The sequence below is a fragment of the Paenibacillus kobensis NBRC 15729 genome, assembly GCF_004000825.1.
GTDB lineage: Bacteria > Bacillota > Bacilli > Paenibacillales > Paenibacillaceae > Paenibacillus_T > Paenibacillus_T kobensis.
On sequence record NZ_BILZ01000007.1, the window covers coordinates 1 to 20,423 of the forward strand.

21 protein-coding genes and 1 pseudogene are annotated in these 20,423 nt (G+C 48.2%); 17 read left to right on the forward strand and 5 right to left on the reverse strand.

Going from position 1 to position 20,423, the window contains the following annotated elements; genetic code table 11:
* The 10 genes and pseudogenes from PKO01S_RS29280 to PKO01S_RS06630 form a co-directional block, all read left to right on the forward strand.
* Positions 1-850 (forward strand): RHS repeat-associated core domain-containing protein (locus PKO01S_RS29280; RefSeq protein ID WP_281278834.1); only part of this gene is annotated, 850 nt, incomplete at its 5' end.
* Between the two features lie 11 nt (positions 851-861).
* The gene (locus PKO01S_RS06595) at positions 862-1,410 is read left to right on the forward strand and encodes a hypothetical protein (RefSeq protein ID WP_127530530.1); all 549 of its coding nucleotides are present in this window, start codon (positions 862-864) and stop codon (positions 1,408-1,410) included.
* 187 nt (positions 1,411-1,597) lie between these two features.
* On the forward strand, positions 1,598-1,762 hold the full coding sequence (locus tag PKO01S_RS28710) for a hypothetical protein (RefSeq protein ID WP_164779513.1): 165 nt from the start codon (positions 1,598-1,600) through the stop codon (positions 1,760-1,762).
* A 372-nt stretch (positions 1,763-2,134) separates the two neighbouring features.
* The gene (locus tag PKO01S_RS06600; RefSeq protein WP_246070467.1) at positions 2,135-3,010 is read left to right on the forward strand and encodes a replication initiation factor family protein; all 876 of its coding nucleotides are present in this window, start codon (positions 2,135-2,137) and stop codon (positions 3,008-3,010) included.
* Between the two features lie 131 nt (positions 3,011-3,141).
* Entirely contained in the window at positions 3,142-3,630 is a 489-nt protein-coding gene (locus PKO01S_RS06605) for an HGGxSTG domain-containing protein (RefSeq protein WP_127530531.1), read from the forward strand.
* Between the two features lie 161 nt (positions 3,631-3,791).
* Positions 3,792-4,571: a recombinase family protein gene (locus PKO01S_RS06610; protein WP_127530532.1), complete on the forward strand. Its 780-nt coding sequence runs from the start codon at positions 3,792-3,794 to the stop codon at positions 4,569-4,571.
* A 14-nt stretch (positions 4,572-4,585) separates the two neighbouring features.
* Positions 4,586-4,870 (forward strand): hypothetical protein, encoded by a 285-nt coding sequence (locus tag PKO01S_RS06615; RefSeq protein WP_127530533.1) that lies wholly within the window; start codon positions 4,586-4,588, stop codon positions 4,868-4,870.
* Positions 4,871-5,022: 152 nt separating this feature from the next.
* Positions 5,023-6,259 (forward strand): annotated as a pseudogene (locus tag PKO01S_RS06620) (IS110 family RNA-guided transposase).
* A gap of 167 nt (positions 6,260-6,426) precedes the next feature.
* Positions 6,427-7,035: a YggN family protein gene (locus PKO01S_RS06625; RefSeq protein ID WP_127530534.1), complete on the forward strand. Its 609-nt coding sequence runs from the start codon at positions 6,427-6,429 to the stop codon at positions 7,033-7,035.
* Between the two features lie 116 nt (positions 7,036-7,151).
* On the forward strand, positions 7,152-7,595 hold the full coding sequence (locus PKO01S_RS06630) for a hypothetical protein (RefSeq protein WP_127530535.1): 444 nt from the start codon (positions 7,152-7,154) through the stop codon (positions 7,593-7,595).
* 883 nt (positions 7,596-8,478) lie between these two features.
* Here the strand turns inward: PKO01S_RS06630 and PKO01S_RS06635 are convergent.
* Entirely contained in the window at positions 8,479-8,817 is a 339-nt protein-coding gene (locus tag PKO01S_RS06635; RefSeq protein ID WP_127530536.1) for an IS110 family transposase, read from the reverse strand.
* A 137-nt stretch (positions 8,818-8,954) separates the two neighbouring features.
* On the opposite strand from PKO01S_RS06635, the gene PKO01S_RS06640 reads away from it, so the two are divergent.
* Together PKO01S_RS06640 and PKO01S_RS06645 are read left to right on the forward strand one after the other, a co-directional pair.
* A complete protein-coding gene (locus PKO01S_RS06640) occupies positions 8,955-9,155 on the forward strand; it encodes a hypothetical protein (RefSeq protein ID WP_127530537.1) in 201 nt (66 codons plus the stop codon).
* A gap of 483 nt (positions 9,156-9,638) precedes the next feature.
* A complete protein-coding gene (locus tag PKO01S_RS06645; protein ID WP_127530538.1) occupies positions 9,639-12,212 on the forward strand; it encodes an Ig-like domain-containing protein in 2,574 nt (857 codons plus the stop codon).
* Between the two features lie 70 nt (positions 12,213-12,282).
* On the opposite strand, the gene PKO01S_RS06650 is transcribed toward PKO01S_RS06645, so the two are convergent.
* The 3 genes from PKO01S_RS06650 to PKO01S_RS06660 all read right to left on the reverse strand — a co-directional run bounded on the left by PKO01S_RS06650 (position 12,283) and on the right by PKO01S_RS06660 (position 15,335).
* Positions 12,283-12,795, reverse strand: coding sequence for a hypothetical protein (locus tag PKO01S_RS06650; protein WP_127530539.1), 513 nt, complete (start codon positions 12,793-12,795; stop codon positions 12,283-12,285).
* A gap of 288 nt (positions 12,796-13,083) precedes the next feature.
* Complete coding sequence (locus PKO01S_RS06655; RefSeq protein ID WP_127530540.1) at positions 13,084-13,983, reverse strand: alpha/beta hydrolase; 900 nt, start codon at positions 13,981-13,983, stop codon at positions 13,084-13,086.
* A 149-nt stretch (positions 13,984-14,132) separates the two neighbouring features.
* Positions 14,133-15,335, reverse strand: a complete 1,203-nt coding sequence (locus PKO01S_RS06660) for an MFS transporter (RefSeq protein WP_127530541.1) — start codon at positions 15,333-15,335, stop codon at positions 14,133-14,135.
* A 114-nt stretch (positions 15,336-15,449) separates the two neighbouring features.
* Here PKO01S_RS06660 and PKO01S_RS06665 point away from each other — a divergent pair, with 114 nt between their 5' ends.
* From PKO01S_RS06665 to PKO01S_RS28715, 4 genes are all read left to right on the forward strand, one after another.
* Positions 15,450-16,397: a helix-turn-helix transcriptional regulator gene (locus tag PKO01S_RS06665; RefSeq protein ID WP_127530542.1), complete on the forward strand. Its 948-nt coding sequence runs from the start codon at positions 15,450-15,452 to the stop codon at positions 16,395-16,397.
* A 97-nt stretch (positions 16,398-16,494) separates the two neighbouring features.
* Positions 16,495-17,313 carry a tyrosine-protein phosphatase gene (locus tag PKO01S_RS06670; RefSeq protein ID WP_164779515.1) on the forward strand — a complete coding sequence of 273 codons (819 nt, stop codon included), beginning with the start codon at positions 16,495-16,497 and terminating at the stop codon, positions 17,311-17,313.
* A 324-nt stretch (positions 17,314-17,637) separates the two neighbouring features.
* Positions 17,638-18,288, forward strand: coding sequence for an Ig-like domain-containing protein (locus PKO01S_RS06675; protein ID WP_127530544.1), 651 nt, complete (start codon positions 17,638-17,640; stop codon positions 18,286-18,288).
* 68 nt (positions 18,289-18,356) lie between these two features.
* On the forward strand, positions 18,357-18,527 hold the full coding sequence (locus tag PKO01S_RS28715; protein ID WP_164779516.1) for a hypothetical protein: 171 nt from the start codon (positions 18,357-18,359) through the stop codon (positions 18,525-18,527).
* A gap of 104 nt (positions 18,528-18,631) precedes the next feature.
* On the opposite strand, the gene PKO01S_RS06680 is transcribed toward PKO01S_RS28715, so the two are convergent.
* The gene (locus tag PKO01S_RS06680) at positions 18,632-19,189 is read right to left on the reverse strand and encodes a guanylate kinase (protein ID WP_127530545.1); all 558 of its coding nucleotides are present in this window, start codon (positions 19,187-19,189) and stop codon (positions 18,632-18,634) included.
* 206 nt (positions 19,190-19,395) lie between these two features.
* Between PKO01S_RS06680 and yunB the strand changes: the two genes are divergently transcribed.
* Positions 19,396-20,388: a sporulation protein YunB gene (gene yunB / locus PKO01S_RS06685; protein WP_246070469.1), complete on the forward strand. Its 993-nt coding sequence runs from the start codon at positions 19,396-19,398 to the stop codon at positions 20,386-20,388.
* Positions 20,389-20,423 lie beyond the last annotated feature (35 nt).

The window sequence follows — 20,423 nt, forward strand, 5'->3', positions numbered from 1 at the left end:
TGTGACCGACCCAGTTGAAAATTCATTTGGCTACTCAGGCGAGATGTGGGATAAGACAACGGGGTTGCAGTATTTGCGGGCACGTTGGTATGACCCGAGTATGGGGCGGTTTATTAATGAGGATACGTATGAAGGGGATATAACTAATCCGTTAAGTCAAAATCTATATACTTATGTGCATAATAATCCTTTAAGGTATACTGATCCTAGTGGGCATTGCGTTTGGGATCTGTGTATAGGTGAAACTGTTGCTGTTTATCTGCTATTCGGTGGTGCAACAGTTGCGGCGATTGGGGTAGGACTTGGAACAGCGAAAGCTCTAAATGAATCCAATGTTAATGTGTTTGATACCTACGAGCAAGGTACAGTTGTAATACAACAGCCTAATTCGGATAGTAAGGCAATAGTTATTCAACAACCTTGGTTCCAGGTGAAAGGAACAGTTAGTCAACAAGAACGAGTTAGTGTTATTCCCAAAGAACAGTTCGATTTAATGCCTGCTTATGGTCAGCAGACTGCTATCAATTCCGGTGTTGTGCTCTTTGATGCAGCTGCTTTCGAGAAAGGCATTGTAAACATGAGTCCAAATGAGAGGGTGGCGACTGTACTAGGTACAGCAGCAGTTATTGCGGGAAGTAATGGTTGGGTAAAGGACTCTAAGTTAGGGAAAATGAACAATAGGGTAGTTTATAAAGACCCTGCAACAGGTACTTTGTACGCATTGGATACCCAACATGGCAGATTTGAAGTTGTGAATGCAAAAGGAGCACATCAAGGAGAAGTTGATTTTAACCTTGATCCAACAAAGCCTGCTGATACATCGGGTAGACATGATTTAAAGGTTAAATAAGGGGGGGTTATATGAATTTACTTATTAAAGAACAGTTCGAAAAATATTATCAGAGTAAAGGTAACTGGAGAGAATATATAGAACGATGTTCCGCTAATTCCTTTTTACTTGAGTCTGTAGTTAATTTTGCAACAGGAAATAACCTGAAGTATCAACTTGTTGGCGGGAAAGAAAATTGGCCTTCGATGGAGTGGATATTTCAATATGATACGATAAGAAAGTCTGAGTTTATTGTGAGGCACAGAAGCATACTTCTAGTTTCGAAAATCGCTCCTTTTTATCATTTGTATCATGAGTTCGAGGTTGAAAATAAGGATGACTCTGCAATTGAGCCTGTTCTTGATGGATTTAGCTGTCAACCTTACATTAGAATTGAGCAAGATTTAAATGATGTAGTAGAAACATCGTATAAAGAGTACGGGTATACTTCTTTAAATTACTCGGAAATGAATGAAGTAGTTTGTGGTGAATTGTTCAAGAAACAACCTGATATCTTTGGATCGCAGGTCACGGTTGAGATTTTGTTCTTTCATGATTTTTTAGAGTTATGTAAAGATTAGTGATTATTGTAACTTCATGGCCACATGCGAGTGTTACAACTCCATGTGGTTTTTTCTTACAGCCGGCAGGTGTGTTAGAGGAGCAATGAAAATGAATTTACGAGTAACTCATGTGGTGAAGTTTTAATGTGAAGTTTACAAGAAATCCATCCGAAGAAATAGGTATCATCGAAGAGGGGGATTGTATATGCAACCACTGCCCAGACATATAAGATCGTTTGACTATGACGAGTTGATTGAATTAGCACTTGCCATAAGAGATAAGGAGTGGTTTCTTGATCTCACCTACAGGAAGAAGGAACTTAAAGCCGCAGAGGAAGAAGTTCGTCGGGATTTCGGATTTGTAGATTAAGCGCAGCCTTACGAGAAACCAACGAGTTGCCCCGTCAAGTCTGACGAGGTAAGAATGTACCGATAAAGCTATTAGAACGTCATAGATGCAAAGTTCGTTGGTACAACCGAAAGTTGAAGTTGCCAACAGGAATAGTTTCTGTCATAATAACTTTTGCCAAGGACAAGTCAAACATTGTTCGCAGAGCAACTTATACATACTTTCAAATTCTTAGAGCGCTTAGATAATTCTACTACGTAGGATTCTCTGCGCTCTTTTTGCGTTTTAAAAGGTGCAGTCGGTGGCGTCCTATAATACTACGTATTAGTCACCTAAGTGTTAAATTTTGTCCGCTACGCGAGAAAAATCGGAAGCAAAAGGAGGGGGAGTACATTGGAAGTTACCGTATCAACAGACAAATTGGTCGTTGAGTATAAGGATATACCGCAGTGGTATTTCCTGCGCTGGTATATGGGATTACTGTCGGGAGGTAAGTATCAAATACAGGAGACCTACGGAAAACTGTATTGCTATCAGCTTCATATCGAGCGAAACAACGGAGCCTACCTGCATCTTTTTTACCGAAATCCTAATGAGAAGGGCAGTAGCTTATACACGTTACGGATTGAGACACGTCCCGAATATTATGAGCAATTTACCGATGAGCTTGAGGACATACGAAGCAAAGCAAGTGATGTCTACTTTGTTAACTGCGATATCGCCTATGATGTCCTTGCGCCATTGGATAACGTGTTTGTAGGCAGCAAAGATATTCGGCGAGAGATGAATCTGTATATGGGAACGAGATACTTTGGCGAGGCTCACCAACGGAAGCAGGATGGTTATTGCCGAGTTTACGATAAGCAACTTGGACTGTGGGAGCGGCATCGTATTCGGTTGGCTGGTGAGCTGACGCGGATCGAGATCGTATACAAGCCGGAATCACGAATACCGCTAACGGATATTGCTAACCATCCTCCGACTCAGAACCGCCAGTATTTCGCCAGCATCGTTGAAGACTGGACGGTGCTCCCTGCTAAACAAGCCGAACGAGTGCGGAACTGGCAGGTAGGTGAGAACACGTATACACGTTACATCCGAGAGAAGATCAAACAGTTACTTGCCGATAGTTCTATCGACTTCGATCAATTGGCAAGTGAACAATGGGAAGCTATGTTGGCAAAACCTTGTGCGGCGATACTTGGAAGAGAAACCGTTCTGCGTGATTCAACAGGCATGAAGTGGGGAAGTTACCCGGAAGTAACTTGAACAGGCGTATAAACCAAGCACAACCGCTGCATATCGTAACAATTAGTTCCCTAGTCGCTTGGACAACATGTTCAGGCGGCTATTTTTTCATCCACAAAGTCCATGCAAGTTAATGAAGGAGAGGAATTCTAATGATGAGAGGTCAAAGAGCAAGTTGTGGAGCGCGAACACGTACAGGGCTACCTTGTAAGTCAATTCCTATGAGAAATGGAAGATGCAGAATGCATGGAGGCAGGAGCACGGGGCCAAAGTGTCCAGAGAAGCTATTGGGTAATCAGAATGCAAAAGGAAACAAATCTAAATTAGAAACAGGCGAGTATGAGCGGATTACGCTTGATACTTTATCACCGGAAGAAATTGCAGCAATAAGGTATGAAGAGTCTTGTCATGGCAATGTGGAACTTATCTTAGGAGAGATACGAATAAGGCGAATGATTCAAAGGGAAAACGAATTGATGGACATGAATAAACCTGATATGGATGCTCTTATTCGTCTATCCACAGCACAAGTGAATGTGCTAACACGACAAAGTAAGATCTTAATTGATCAAATCAACAATTTGCCATGGATGAAACAACATAATGTCCGATTCGAAAAGTATAGTAGTCGATGGTTTTAAATATAGAGATTTGTAACACCGCAAAGTTCGTCGTTGTAAATAATTTGGAAGAGGTCGTATACTACGCATCACGTTAACCGTTACCCTATGCAAGTTATCCGCAGAAAATAGGGGGAGCGTTACACGGACTGTAATCACTGTAACGGAAGGGGCATTCATTCATGGCAAAAGTCGTCGGATACGTCCGCGTTTCAACGTATGGTCAAGCAAAGGACGGATACAGTCTGTCCTATCAGTTGGAGGAAATCGAAAGCTATTGTCAGCAGAACGGCATGGAACTGCTTCGTGTATATGAGGACAAAGGCATAAGCGGTGCGGCAGTCGACGAAGAAGGGTTAACCGTCGAGCGCGAAGGCTTGCAGGAGCTGCTAGCCGATCTGCACGGTTTGGAGGTCACGTCTGTTATCGTCCTTAATACATCTAGACTATGGCGTTCAGACATGGCGAAGGTGCTAATCCAGCGTGAGCTTAGACGGCACCAAGCAGATGTTATCGCCATCGAACAGCCGAACTACAGCATCTATCATCACGATCCGAACGACTTTCTGGTCAATGGCATGCTGGAGCTGCTAGATCAGTACCAACGGCTGGAGATCGCACTTAAGCTCAGCCGCGGGCGGAAGAAGAAGGCGCAGCAGGGCGGATATGCAGGCGGCGGTGTGCCTTTTGGTTATCGCGCGGTCAAAGGCGAGAAGGCATTCCAAGTAGATAGTGACAACGCGATCGTCGTACATCGGCTGTTTGAACTGAAGGCATTATTCTCGCATTGGTCGTTATCCCGACTGGCGGCACAACTGAATAAAGATGGGTATCGGACAGCAATGGATAAAGCGTTCACGAAGGTACAGGTTAAACGGATGCTAGATCGAGCAGCTCTCTATAGCGGAACGTATAGCTATGGAGATGTCACATCGCAAGGTCTGCATTCCGCGATACTCTAAGGAGCGAATGCCCTATGCAGAACGATCTCGTTACCAATTATCAACGGCTTATCCAGAAGGAAGCGCAGTTAATCGATGAACTGGCCGTGTGCGAAGACTATATAGAAGCTATGCTAGACATTACGCAAAAGAATGGAAGTCGCCTTCGTTTGTCTATTATCGAGGACATTGTGAACGCCGTGTACAAGATCGAAAGCGACCGTCGCCAGCATCTGCTGGATATTCGCGTTGAACTTGCCATTGTAGGCTGCGAAATGAAAAATTCATCAGAAGAAAAAATAAAAGCAAGTGTCACTTAAAAAAACAACTTATTTTGTCTTATATTAGGGCAGGCACCGAGCGTGTGGGATATTGCTTACGTATCAATGCGGCTATAGTCCGCTCGAACTGAGGATGCAAACCCTCACGCTCTAGTCTAAACACCCTCTAGAATGGAAGTGACCTTACAACAATGAAGAAGCAAACGAAGCATATCTTTGTTGGCATTGACCTGCACAAAGAACAGCACACGGCAGTCATTATCGACTGCTGGACTGAAAAGCTAGGGTGAAATAACGTTCAAGAACCGCCCGTCTGCCTTTCCCGATCTCGTCAGAATGGTAAAGAAGCATACGAAACGCGGTCTTACCCCTATGTACGGGCTGGAGGATGTCGGTGGTTTCGGAAGGGCGCTAGCAGTATATCTTACAGAACAGAACTGTCTCGTCAAAGAAGTGAACACGAGACTTAGCCACAAGTGGCGTCGATCTCGCAACACAGTAGAGAAGCATGACAGTCTGGACGCTGAGTACATTGCGCGCGTCGTGAAGGATGAAATGGATCGGTTGCCCGATGCCAAACCGCTAGATCACTATTGGGCTATCGGTCAGTTGGTCAAGCAGCGTGCCGGTCTGCAAAGCCACTATTCGGCGAACTTGCGTCGGTTGCACCAGCAGATCAGCTATCATTATCCGAGCTACAAGCAGTTCTTCTCGCAGGTAGACGGCAAGACGGCGCTAGCATTCTGGGAGCATTACCCTTCGCCGCAGTGCCTAGCAGAGGTATCCGAAGTAGAGCTAGCGGACTTTTTGAAGGAGGTCAGCAACAACTACTTATCGCTGCCCAAAGCGCGTCAGATCAAACAGTTAACCGTCGAAGACGGTAATACCATCTGCGGGTATCAGAACAGTCGGGACGTCCTTGTACGCAGTCTGGTGCAGACCCTACGCACTACCTCGCAAGAGATGGACATGCTTGAGGCTGAACTCACCGTCCTCATGAAGGACTTGGTATGCACGCTAGACACCATGCCCGGCATTGATCTAGTTGCCGCCGCTAGTTTCATCGCTGAAATAGGCCCTATAGAGCGCTTCGCTAGTGCAGAGAAATTGGCCCGTTTCGCAGGCATAGCGCCGGTCGTGAACGGCTCAGGCGGAAAGCATAACAACTATAAGAGCGAACAAGGCAACCGAATCCTGCATGATCTGTTCAAGCAACTAGCCGTTCGTCAGTTAGTCACAGCCAAGAATACCAAACGTCCACGCAATGCGTACCTGCTAGCCTACTATGAGCAAAAGCGCGCAGCAGGCAAGTCGAAGCGCCAGGCTATCGTCTGCTTGATGCGGAAGCTAGTGAACGTCGTCTATTTTCTTTTGAAGAATAAAGCGATCTATAGTATGCCCGATGTACCTGTGGAAAAGGCTGGATGATATACTCTTTCTATAGCAAGATGTAGTGCTTTATAAACTAGGATACGTATGAAGGGGAACTAACGAATCCGCTGAGTTTGAATCTCTATACTTATGTGCACAACAATCCTTTGCTTTATTTAGATCCAAGTGGTCATTGTGTTGCGGGCAAAGATGAGGGTTGTTATGTGGATTCATATAGTAACGTAGATTACCTAATAGATGATCCGATGTTAGGTAATAATGCGTATATTTGGAATGAAGCGGAATATATGATTAATAATTTTTGTGAAAGTGATGAATGTGTAGCTGAATATGAAACTATCCAAAGTAATGTAGAAAAAAGTAGTGATGAAATCAGAAATAACCCTTGTAGTTACTTTGATTGCTCAGCAGGTAAAGCTGAATTTATCATAGATGAGAGCACTGGTAAAGCAATTGGTGTAAGATTATTGGTGCAATACAGCGAACCTAGTAGCATGTCAACTAGATCCGGTGCAATTCCTATGGCATTTGCTGCGGGGCTACCTCCAAAAACGATAACTAATAATAATAGTGTTGGGAGAATTGAGCATTACTTTCATTCGAACGATCATTTGCCAGCACATGTGCATGTTATTGACAGTAAGGGGAAAGTAGTTAGAGTTGGAGAAAATGGGAAGCCACTTAAAGGGGAACCGGAACTTAATAGATCACAACAACAATTAGTTACCCAATACAAATCTCAAATTAGAAATACCGTAGGTAAAATAATAAAATGGCAGAAAGCAAATGGAGGAATGAGGCAAAAATGGTGAAAAAAATATTGTCGTTAAACTAATAGAGAAGTTATCACTTAGATTAGCAAAGGATAAATAACAATTTATGCCTGAGGTGATCTTGTGCAAATAAAGAGGAGAAGAGGGTAGCGACGATGAAATTCAGAATTATTTGGAATGCTTTTTTTGCTGTTAAAAATGAGGAAAAGGCAATTCGACTGATAAAACAAATTGAAGTAAAAACAGGTCACCCAGTAGTATCGATGAAATTTGAAAGATCTAAGAAAGAACCTGCTCTTCTAGGAGCGGCGTTTGTAAGTAAACTGAAAGACGATGTGACAATGGAAGAAGCCGTTTTCCAAACACTTCAGATTGTTAATATGCTAGGTACCGCCTGGACTGTATATAGTCCTATAATAACTAATAATGCTGAGCAACCAGATGAGGTCCTGCTTTCTTTTGAAGGTTTTCATAGAGATCCATCATTTACTGGTCTTTCTTGGATTTATTTTTCACTTGAAACAGATACAATGCATGAATACGGTTGGGAACAAACTAATAGTTATGGGACTTATTTTGTGAACCAGATCATTGAATAGTTGATGTTACGTGATTAATCGACAAAAATCTGGGAGGTGCAGACGCATTCGAGTGTAACAATGAACTGTAACCCGTAAGAGGTCACTTTTTTCAATTGTCCATTTTACGGGTTACAGTTCATAACTCTATGTGGTTTACTGTCGCCCTCCATGACCAGCATGAACAGTGTAAAGAGTGACCCAGATTCATCTGTCATATCAATGAATCATTTAAATCTTCTTAAGAGGTCTTAGATTGAACTAAAGGGCTCTCAGAAATATAAAAATGGAAACGACAAATAAGCTTTGAGGCTACAGGCCGCATGGGGAGTAACAACTCCATGTGGTATCTCTTTGCAAGACAGATCAGATTTTTATGATTGAACTGAAAATTTTCACTTGTCATAGTCAGAACAACCTGTCATATTACGATATGCAAAGGCGGAATCGCCTGAGAAACTAAACCAAACTTGAACTAAACTTAGAGCACTTGAAATGAATCCCGTAAGAAGGGGCTTATTTTCAAGTGCTTTTTTGCGTCCAGATATAATCCTATTAGTCTAGTAATAATTAAATCTTGTAGCTGAAGCGGGGCGCGAATATACAAAATTACTTGAGGAGCTGTGTGCAAATGAGCGTAAACGTATCGATGGACAAGGTAGTAATTGAGTTCGAAGCAGTGCCATTCTCCTGCTATGCACGAAGGAGCATCAAATTAGAAAGCATGCGGTTGGCTAGGCGGGTAGTATACAACAAGCTAAAACTATACTGCCATCAGTTGAATGTAAGGCTAGGGGAAGAAGTGTACATGCATGTGTTTTACAAGAACTTTGCTGAGACCGAAGGGAATCGGCATACATTACGGATTGAAACCAACCCTGAATACTTTACACGGTTAAGAGGGCTACTGGAGCCAATAGTCCTCGACTAGTCCACGCCTTATTGTATCTATTGGGTTAGCATCTGGCAGCCGATGCAGCTCATCTTTTAGTATTCTCGCTACATATTCTGCATCCAATCTATCCGACTTCTCTTTATTGGTCTTGCTGCCTCTACGAAAAGCGACTAATGCAGGATTTACCACTTTTACAACATGCTTGTTTTCTTTCAAAAATACAGCTAATGCTCGTCCGTACCCGCCTGTATCCTCCAATCCATAAATAGCAGTCATTCCTCTTTTCAAGTGCTTTTTTACCTTCTCCACCAATTCGGGGAATGCAGTTGGTTTGTTGCCGAATTGAATCTCACCTTATTCCTCATTCCAAAAGTTAATAATGACCGCCGTATGGTGCTGCTTATCATATTCGATTGGATACGACGAGTCAGGGAGGAAGAGGCACAATTTACGCGGACTCCTTCAGTATCAATCAGGAGAGTGCTGTGAACCTGCTGCTGAACGGCGGATATGAGGACAATACGAGCGCGAATGGCGTAGCAGACAATTGGAATACCTACGCAGATCCGGGCATTACGCCGATATTCGAGGTTGTTCGGGAACCGGCAGTGCAGGGAAGTTCGCACAGAAACTTGCTGTTGCCAACATACCAAGCGGGGGACTGCATTTATTCCAAGATACAATAATTAAGGGCGGAACAAATTATAGCCTGAAAGGGAAACTGCAGATCAGTCAGCTTTCAAAGGCAAAGGTTTTTGTTTTTGTCTACTATTACGATTCGGCCTATAACTATTTGGGCGGAGACACTATTGCAACATATATGGCAAACATGAATTACACTAATTTATCTAAAACGATAACGTCTCCAGCTAATACTTCACGCTTGCGTATTCATATCCGGCTTGACTCAACTGCAAGCAGAGGAAGCGGGACGATATACGCCGACGAGTTCTCGTTGTTACAGGCATAATCATCATAGTTGAACCTATTGAAGCATCCGGTCATAATTGATCGGATGCTTTCTTTACGAATTGAGAAGTTCCTTACTACACTTATCTTCCCATATCTTTAACCTCTATCTCCAGGAAACGATAGACGCCTTAATACGAAACGAATATGATAGGAGATAATGTTTATTTGGATATTTTTGTATAAAAGGGGATAGGAACATGGTAACCCGGCGCGCAGTCATTTCAATTTTGGCGGGGATTTTGATTTTCTATTTAGGAGGATTCGAACGGCCTGCCTTAGCGGAGCAAACAGGTAACGAGACGAAGCAGCTTCCTCGCATTGCGGCTATTTCATCTGGATTAAACCATGTGCTGGCGGTAGCTGAGAACGGTACGTTGTGGGCTTGGGGCGATAACAGCAACGGCCAACTCGGGGACGGCAACTTCGTATCCCGTGCGGTTCCTGTTCAAGTCGGAAGCGGGAACGATTGGGCAGCGGCTGCGGCGGGGTACCATTTCTCGATTGGCATCAAGAAGGACGGAAGCTTGTGGATGTGGGGAACGAATGAGAAGCAGCAGCACTCCTATCCCCAGAACGCAGTAGTTAATCAGAAGGTACCGCTTCGGTACGGCAAGGACAGCAATTGGATCAAAGTGTCGGCAGGCAATTCCGGAGCCGCAGCCGTTCGGAAGGACGGGACGATCGAGGTGTTCGGCTTGAATGTGCTTCCCGGCGAAGTTATTGATCGAGGGAAGTTGAACAAAGACAAGGACTGGGCCGACGTTTCGGTCGAGGGGGACTGTTTGCTGGCGTTGAAGAGCAGCGGCAGCTTGTGGGCTTACGGCAGATGTACGCCGTCCAGTGCAGTTCAATTGGATCAAGTCACACGAATAGGCGACGATAATGACTGGCAGCAGATTGCCGCAAGCACATATCCGACAGCTTTGAAGAAAGACGGTTCCGTATGGGAGCTGCGAGACGGTGACGGCGCGGAAAAGGGAACGGTTATTGCGAGGTCCATATTGGATCTGCCGCATGCTATTTATGCCGCAGGGAATTTCGTAACGGCGATCGTTGGTGAGGATGGATCGGTGTGGGAATGGGATACCGTTTACGACCGGTACGAGCAGATCGAGACCGGCGGCGTCTTGATGAAGCAGGCGGACGGCGGGAATGGATTCGGCGTGGCTTTAAGCCGTGACGGAATTCCCTTTACTTACGGAGATAATTCGGTCGGTCAGCGGGGGAACGGCGAATCGGATTCTGTATATACACCGATTCGTATGGATTCTTCTTTTCAAATGCAGGTGAAGAGAGGTTTCACGACCTATACGCTGCACCAGGACGGTACGATAGGAATGCTAAATAGCTGGGATAAGGAAGAGACGCTATTCCCCGGCAAGGACTGGAATTCGATTGCAGCCGGTAGTGAAGAGTTGTATGCGCTCAAGAAGGATGGCAGCCTATGGATCTATCATACGACCATCAATCATACGACGAATCAGAACAAAGTGCTGAAGCCATACCAGCCGGGCACCTATTGGCGGAGCGTTCAAGTGTCGGATCTCGGATTCGCGGTCGGCATGCAGAAGAACGGCAGCCTCTGGGCGTGGGGAAGAGATGGTTGGGGGTGCATTGTTGCGAGGGCATCATCATACGAAGATTTTGCTGATCCAGTTCCGCTTGGCGAAGAGCACGACTGGCAGTCCTTCAGCGTCAGCGTAGGTCATATTCTTGCGATCAAGAATGACGGCACGCTGTGGGGAATGGGCGATAATCGACATGTACAGATCGCTTCCACGCTCAAGCAGCAGGTCAAGTCGTTCACGAAGATAGGCAACAGCCAAGATTGGGCGCAGGTGCAGACCGCCGAGACGACAACCTTTGCGCTGCGCAAGGATGGAACGCTGTGGCAATGGGGAGGCGGATTTACTGGATTCATCGCAGGTCCGACGATTGCTCAATTGGACAAGGATAAAGATTGGACTCGTATTTGGGCAACAGGTCAACGGGCGTTTGCGCTCAAGCGGGACGGGAGCTTGTGGACATGGGGAGACAACAGCTACGGCTCGCTCGGCATCGGATCGGCTGAACGGCGGGATGAACCGGTACGAGTGTCAGAGCTTGGCCCTTGGGCAGCGGTATACCCGCAATCGAACTACACGATCGGTGTCAAACAAGACGGTTCGTTCTGGAAGTGGGGAACGACGAGCGATGTGATGTATAAGCTGGACGGCAAGGCCGATTATCGGATGATGCCGGTACAGACAGGTCAGAAGCTTCAGGCTCCTGCGGCCACTCCATTCGTTTCCTTTGTTACATTTTCGTTGAAAGATGCCGTTGCCAAAGTGACCACGTTACCGAGAACGCGCGTGACCATTCTGAAGGGAATCGTACTTATTGCCGAAGGATACAGCGATTCTGCTGGGATATTCCAATTCAAGCTCCCAAAGGTGAAGGATGGGATCTACTCGGCACAAGTCGCAGGTGTTGACGGTAAGACAGTCATTACCGCGAAATATACGATTGGCGATACGATGCCGCCGGCTAGCCCGAAGGTGAATAAGCCGCTCGCGTTGTCTACAGAGGTGAAAGGAACGGCGGAGCCTTCGAGCACCGTCATGGTTATTCGGCTTAGCGGCGTCTATCAAGCGAAGGCGGATTCTAACGGGGCGTTCCTTGTGAAAGTTCCGCCGCTGACCGCAGGCGAGCAGCTGTCGGTGTTCGCGACGGACGCTGCGGGTAACCGAAGCAAGGAGAGCAAAGTAACGGTTGCTCCGGCGAAGAAATAGAATGTAAGCATATAGAGTTGAAGAAAGGCAGCCGATGTAGGCTGCCTTTTCGTTTTGAGCAGGATGTATATCAATTATTATGGATGTTTTTATGCAACGTCAAATACGGAGTCCCTTTAAAAAACAACTGTACATTCAAGTCGGATATATAATCTGAACTCAATACTTGGTCAATTTCGTGGTCAGTGGTTGATTGTTTAACGAGTGGGAAGCTAACAAGTATTTTTTTGTTCGAATCTGTTTCATCGAGAATAGAGAAGCCGCTTGAGTAACCGGATCCGCTCTTTCCCCAGTATTGACGGAGCTGCCCTGAGAATTGCAATCCAACGCCTAGCTGTGATAACTGACGATCCGTAATGCTTGTCGTGAGGATAACCTCATATTGAATTCCCTTATAGAGGGTCTGGTCTTGGTCTTCTGCCATTGTAATCTTGCGGGCGTTTATTGTTTCTAAATGAATGGAATCTTCCGCAGGCAAAACATCACCAGAATCCGGTTCTGATTGGCTGGATTGATCAGGGCTGCTGCAACTGAATAATGAAACACAAAAGATTAGAAGTATAACGAATCGTAAATTCTTCATGCTACCCCTTTCACGATGCTTTTGAAACTGACTGGCTAAATATTAACAATTATCGAGAGATAAGTGAATGGGCGAATTAGGTCATTTCCGTAATCCATAATTTATGAAGAAATTGATTCATCTAGACTAAGTATTGTTGCTTAGGAAGTACATGAAAGGTAGCGCGTAACAAAATGATAAAGAGCGGAAGCTTCAGATAGTTGAATGCCACTTACGTTATTTGCCGGTACTAATGTTAAGCCCAAAAAGGCCGCATCAGGAAGCGGCCTCTTGAGTCTGTTCCTTTTATTATTTTCCGCCGTAAAAGAGCAGATAGCTCTCCGCCTGACTCGACCAATAGGCCTCGTCGTGCTTGCCGCCAGGTACGATTTGAAGCGTCGCCGTCTTCGTTCCTGTCTTGACTAGGTTATCGTACAGCGCCTGCGTTCCTTTGATGTATTCGTCCAGTCCTCCGGCATCTATATGAATACTCAGTGTGTTGTACGGTCGGATTGTCGCAAGCTGTACCGGATCGCGCTTGATGCGGTCGTCCGCAGCTGGATACATCCAATCACGGATGACATCCCAATAATCGTCGGTCCATAGCGCCGGCGCATGACCACCTACCTTGCTGTACAGCTCCGGATTGCGGAAGGCGATATGGAGGGCTGCGTACCCGCCCATGGATGCGCCGCCAATGTAGCGGAATTCTCTTGTTGCACGCGTACTATAATGCTTATCGACGTAGGAGACGAGATCTCGTGCGATATAGTCCTCATAACGACCTTCATACATAGCCGTCGGCACAGTCGGCGGTTCAAGCCATGGTTTTGATACTTCAGCGGAATTAATTCCGAAGCTGTTGTCGTGATTCGGGGTGACAATGATCATCGGCTCAATTTTCCCTTTAGCAATCAACTCGTCAGACTTCGTGCCAAGCCCCAGCTTGTTGAACCAATGATCCTCGTTCTCTTCATATTTATGGAGCATGTAGAGAACGGGATAGGTTTTGGACTTGCTGTAGCCGGGAGGGAGATAAATATTGAACTTCATATTTTTCTTTAAAGCCGCGCTGTAGAAAGAAACCTTCGTGATGGAAGACGGTTGTGGCTTCCCCTTCTCAGGCTTGGCTGCAGCGGTCAAACTAGTCAGTGAAGTCAGAACAAGAGTCAGCATCAACAGCGAGAACAATATTTTTCTTGGCTTCATCCATATCTCTCCATTTTATTCGATTAGGTGAGGACCCTCAATTCCATTGTAGACGAGGGGGGAGAGTGGATAAATAAGCTGACAAAAGAAGAAAGGCCTTTTTACTTTAGCGGTGAAAGACTTCAGGCATTGAAATCACGGAGCAACAGTTATCGATTCAAAGATCCCGCCGAAGCAGTCTCCCCTCCCGCATTCGCCGCTCCGCTCTTCAAGACGCCGCCCATACGGAATGCGACGAGCGACAACGCCAGGCATACCGCCGAGAACAGACCGATCGAAGAGTATCCCCCGTATTGGACGTAGAGCACCCCGGCGATCCAGGCGCCGAGCGTGTTTGCTCCGTTCATCGTCGAGTTGGCCAAGCTGGATATCGTCCCGCGTATGGACGCATTCAGCGAAGTGAGCGCCCCCATGGCGATTGGGAAAATAATGCCGAGCACGGCGAACATGATCAAGTATAACGCCGCCACGAGCGGAAGACTCGTCAGCCTCGGGACAACCGCGTAAAGAATGGCGAGCAACAGCATGCCTGCCGTTACCGCTGGGATGAGACCCAGCTTCCGAACGGTATAGGAGCTTATGATGCTGCCGATCAGCGTGCCGAAGCCTAGAAACATCATCACCGTACCGATTTGGCCCACGGCCAGCTCGAACTGATCGGCCATCCATCTGCCGACGAATGCAAAGGCGGTGCCGCTTCCTAAGTGAAGGAGCAAATAAGCAAGGAATCCGGTTCTTGCTCTGCCGCTCATCATTAACGGGGCATATCTGCGGAAAATCGATGTCCCGCCCGCTGATGGCGCGCTTGGCTTCATATCGGGCAGCAAAATAAAGGCCGCAGCGGCAAGCGCCGTAGAAGCGACCCCGATCGTCCAGAACGGGATGGACCAGCCGGCCTCGGCGAGCCAGCTTCCGATCGGAACGCCGAGCGCTTGCGCCGCCGCAAGCCCGCCGAAGGCGACGCCCATCGTCCTTGCAATGCGGGATGGCGGCATAACGGCCGGAATGGAGGCCCATACTTGCGGAGCGGTGAATGCCGCGCTAATGCCGGCTAGCAATCGGAACAAGAACATCGTCCAGAAGCTGTCGGCGAATCCGCATAATGCCGTAGAGACAGCAAATCCCAGCAGGCCGCAGATCAGAACGGTTCTACGGTTCCAGCCGTCGGACAAAGGTCCGGCGATGAGGGCGAAGACAGCGGAGCCTAACGTGTAGGCGCCGATCAGCCATCCCGCGATTCCCGTCGATACGTCGAATTTCTCCTGTAGGGTCGGAAGCAAGGGGGAGATCAGAAACGTATCGGTCCCGATCATGAACATGATGAGAAAGAACAGCGACGTGTATTTGTACATGGCGAATCACTCCTATGGGTAACGTTGTGTTGCTTGCGGTACTAGCATAATTCATAATGGTGACAGAAGCTGTCATGGATTCGGAGTAAGTTGAAAGAAAAAGGCGGTGCCGGAATGCCCAAGTCCAAACGGTTGATGGAATTGATGATGACGGTCAATCGGAAGAGGCGGTTCAAAGTGCAGGAGCTTGCCGACGAATTCGGCGTCTCGAAGCGCACGATACTGAGAGATTTGCAGGAGCTCAGCGAGCTCGGGGTGCCTCTCTATTCGGAGCCGGGACCGCACGGCGGCTATCAGGTCGTGAGGGAGCGAGTGCTTCCGCCGATCGCCTTCACAGAAGGGGAAGCGGCGGCGATGTTTTTTGCCGTGCATGCGCTGCGTCATTACTCGTCCTTGCCGTTCGAAGCGGAGTCGGCCTCGGCGCTGCACAAGTTTTACCTGCACATGCCTGGCGACGTTCGGGACCGAATCGACAGCATGAAGCACCGGGTCGATTTCGTTACGCCAACCCGGCGGGGGGATGCGCCTTGCTTGGCCACATTGCTAGATGCTGCCGTACAGCAGAAAGTACTGGTCATCGCTTATGTGACGAAAACAAACGAAGAAGCGGAGAAAAGGTTAATCCAACCGGTTTGCATTTATGCAAATAATGGGTACTGGTATTGTACGGCCTATTGCTTGCTGCGAGGGGGTTTCCGCGTGTTCAGGTGCGACCGGATCCGCGAGGCGGAGTATGACGACTCCGGTACGGAGCGAATGGACCTCGGGGATATTTCATTAAGCAGACGGGGAGCTCAGGAGCCGAGAGACCCGGTCCGTCTTCGGGCGCGCTTCACCAGATCCGGCGTGCAGCGCTGTGAATCGGAGCTGTGGCTGGCGCCGATGCTGAATGTCCAAGAAGACGGCAGCGGCACCATCAATATGGCTGTGTCGCGGGGCGAGCTTTCATTTTACGCCGATTTCTTTATCGGTCTAGCATTTGAAGCGGTTCTGGAGGAACCGTTGGAATTGAAAGAAACGATCCGAGCTCGGCTTGCGGAGTTAATGGAGCGGTACCGGTAATGACGGACGGAGTGGACGGCTTGCGGTCCAACCGATATGATAAGAGAACATGAGTTGGATATTTTTACCGGGAACACAATGGGGGTTGAACAAACCAATGAACGCAGAACATATACTCGCACGTGTGAATGAGAGCCGAAGTCTCCGGCAATTCGAGCGGCTCGTCAACTTCCGGGACATCGGGGGCTTGCCGACGATGGATGGGCGGACGATGCGAACGGGATTGCTGTTCCGATCGGATGAACCGTTCAAGCTGACCGTATCCGATATCGAGAGGTTCAACCGGCTGCAGTTCAAGCTCATCTGCGATCTGCGCACGCCGAATGAGCGCAGACCGAGGCTAGCCCGGTTCGTCGATGAGCGCAGCACAGAGATTGTGAACGTACCGTTCTATCAGAATCAGAACGATGAGGATTCCACGCGGCTCCAACTGTTCTGGCTGATGATGAGAGAGGCTCGGACCGTAGACTTTTATCAAATGATGATGGAGTTCTACCAAAAGGTCATCTTCCGCAGCACCGATCAGATCCGAACGATCGTGACGCTGCTGGCGGATACGGAGGACGCCCCGTCACTGATCCACTGCGCGAGCGGCAAGGACCGGACAGGCATGATCGCGGCGCTTATTCAGCTGCTGGCCGGCGTTCCTCGCCATACCGTCATGGCGGATTATTTGCTCTCCAATGCGCTCAATACGGACAAGACCGAGCAGTTGTTCAAGTTCGTGAGAAGATTTACGCTGTACCGGATAACCCGGGAGCGGATCATGCCGCTGCTTGAAGTGCAGCGCGAATTTCTGGACGAGGCGCTCGATGAATTGTTCCGGCGCTACGATTCGGTAGAGAATTATTTGGTCCAAGCCTGCGGAGTGAACGAAACGACGCTTGAACGGTTTAAAGCAAGTCTGGTCGTGTAACGAGATCGAGCAACAATTTAGAGCTACATTTAATGAAGGAGCGAAGCGGTCCCACCCCCGTTATCGCTCCCTTTTTGTGCAAAAAATACACCTCTCCACCACTGAACAGCGTCATAGTTCACAAAAACTGAAAAAGTTCACATGCGGTTTCCGCCGGAAAAGTTCATAAGAATTATGCCGACCCGAATTTGTCTCTGAATTGGATCGCTGCAAGCTGGACATGTCGCCGGACGATTATCGTGGTACACAGCGATTGCTTCCAGTGCCGCGATGAAGGACATCGATGAAACGGAACATTACGGCGTTGCCTTGAGCAGGGATGGAGTGCCGTGGACATACGGTTCGAACGAGTACGGGCAGCTTGGAATCGGGGAAGTTGACGCGGAACCGGAATCAGCGACGATCCGTGTGACCGAGCTCAAGCTGGCACCCGTTCATGTACAGGTGCAGTATCGATTACCGGAGCCTGCTCCTGTATGGTCCGCTTCGTTTGAATCTTTCACGTTGAAGGACGCTAAGGTGAAAGTGCTCACCGTTCCGAATAAATATGTTCTGGTGTATAAAGGTGAACAATTGCTAGCCGAAGGAGCCAGCAACGAGCTTGGCATCTTCGAATTTAAGCTTCCTAGCAAAAATAAGGATGGAATCTACTCGGCTATAGTAACCGATATTAGCGAGGATATACTTGCGAGTGCAAGCTATGCTGTCGGAGACACGAAGCCGCCGGCCAGCCCGAAGGTGACGGCTGCTGCTGCGAAGACTACGCTAGTCAAAGGCTATGCAGAGGCGCTTAGTACGGTTACGATTGTCAGACAAGGCAAGTCCTATCAAGCGAAAGCAAGCAGTACAGGGGTATTCCAAGTGAGCGTGCCGGCACTCGCAGCAAGCGAATCTCTCCGCGTATGGACCACCGATACCGCCGGGAACAAAAGCCAGGAAATAAAAGTCAAGGTAGCTGCTGCTCCCAAGAAATAAACGTGTATAATAATCCTTCCAATAGCGAAAGATGGTTAATGTGCCCAAATTGGAAAGGAGAGAGCGATATGGATGTGACGTTAGGACCAGATGAAGTTCTGCAGCTCATCAGAAAGCTTCAAACGAATGGCAGTTCCGTCAGCAAGAAGCAGGTGAAGCAATCGCATCCCGAGCTTATGCGGAATGCGCTGTTTTATTTTCCAAGCTGGGAGCATGCAATCAAAAACGCAGAAATCTAGTTCACTCTCTACTTAGCCGAACAACAAGAACGCATGCAAAAGCCGCACAAGCAAGAGGAAACGTTCCTCATGCCGTGCGGCTTTATTATGGTTATACCTGAACTTCAGAGATGGGATTGAATCGCTTCTCGAATGCGCGCGAGCGTCGGAATGAGCTCCGTATTCTCGATGACATGTTCGCAGTGTTTGCGGTACACTACTTCTTCTGTATAGGTGTTCAGGTAACGGTCAATCGTCTCGAACGACAATCCTTTGGACTCGAGCCGTTCAAGGACGGTCATTTTATCGGTGTACAAAAACAGACGGACGGCAGATGAGCCGTACAACTGCTTGAGCGCATCGGCTCCATCCGTATTGACGATGGCGTATGCATTGCGACTCCCGAGCATGGGCTTCTCCAAGTCCTCGCGCCGCATGCCGTATAGCTCTCGTCCGATTAACGCTGTTTCGACGAACTCATTCGAGGCCTTCATTGCGGCAAACGTATCGCGCGAGATGAACTTGTAGTCTTGATCTGCCTTGCCGTACTCGCTCGCGCGCGGCGGCCGTGTCGTGTACGATGGGACTGGAACCAAGCCTAATTCTTCTCCAATGCGATGCGCAATCGTCTTGCGCCCTGAACCTCCCGTACCCGTGAATATGAAAAGAAACGGACCCGCCATAGCAATCTCCCTCCTTCAAATAATAATTTTCGGAAAATTCAGATCAGTTGCTCTTACTTATTTCGACGCGACCGGGACAGAATCCTTTTTTGTCCGATCGATTCGCGCGGTTATGCGCTTCTCTTCTGTTTCGATCAAGCTGTGCATATGCTGGTAGGGAGCAATCAGGCAAGCCATTCGCGCTCGTCAGAGAGGGGGAAACTTCGGTGGCGAGGTGGGGCAGGCGGCCGTTCTTCGGCGGCCGAATACGTACGGTTCGGTTCCAATCATCCGGCAAAATAAAATCCGCAAAGCCAGTCCGGCCGTTTCGGGGCCGGCCAACCTTGTTCGGCGGAACGCCGCGCCAAGGGGCGAGGCCGAAACGGTGGAGCAGCGGGGGCAGGAGGATGGCGCCCTCGGGCATCCGGGGAGGCGGCATTCGGCTGCGCAAGCGGACGATACTGCTTATTCTGTTTGTGCTGTTTATAGGCTCGGCGGCGCTGACCGCTTCTTATATTGACCGTCATCTCGGTCCGCCGCTGATGAACGTTGCCGAGGTGCGAGTAAGACAAATCGCGACGCAATCGATCAACCAAGCGATTTCCGAGCAAGTGGCCAGCCATTCCGATTTCGAGAAGCTGGTAGAGTGGAAGACGAACAATGCCGGCAAAATATCCGGCTTCATGCTCAACTATGCCGAGCATATGCGAATTACAAGCGAGACGATCAATACGGTGCAGCGTACGCTGAGCGAGATCGGCAGCATACCTGAGCATATCCCGATTGGCCAGGCGCTCGGCAGCACGTTCATCTCTTCTTATGGACCTCGCATCCCTGTTAAATTCGAGCCTGTCGGCAGTGTGAAAGTCGATCTGAACACGCGCCAGCAGGATGCCGGCATCAACATGATTCTAGTCGAGGTATCAATCCGGATCGAAGCGGAAGTATCCATCATTATTCCGTTCGATACAAAGCCGGAGGTCGTCTCGACCGACATCCCGATCTCCTATTTGCTTGTAGTGGGCGATGTCCCGATGTACTACTACGACAATAAAGGCAGGCCGGTCGGCGACTCGGCAGCTGAGGCGCCGAATATCGCGATTCCGGGCATGACGGGGAATACAGAGGTGGATCAGACAGGCGGGAAAGCGGATGTGCCGACGGATGCTCCCGTCATTGAGCAGCCTAACGGGACCGAACAGACGGATAGCACGGAATAAAAGAAAAGGAGTGTTCGATTCGTCATATACGCATG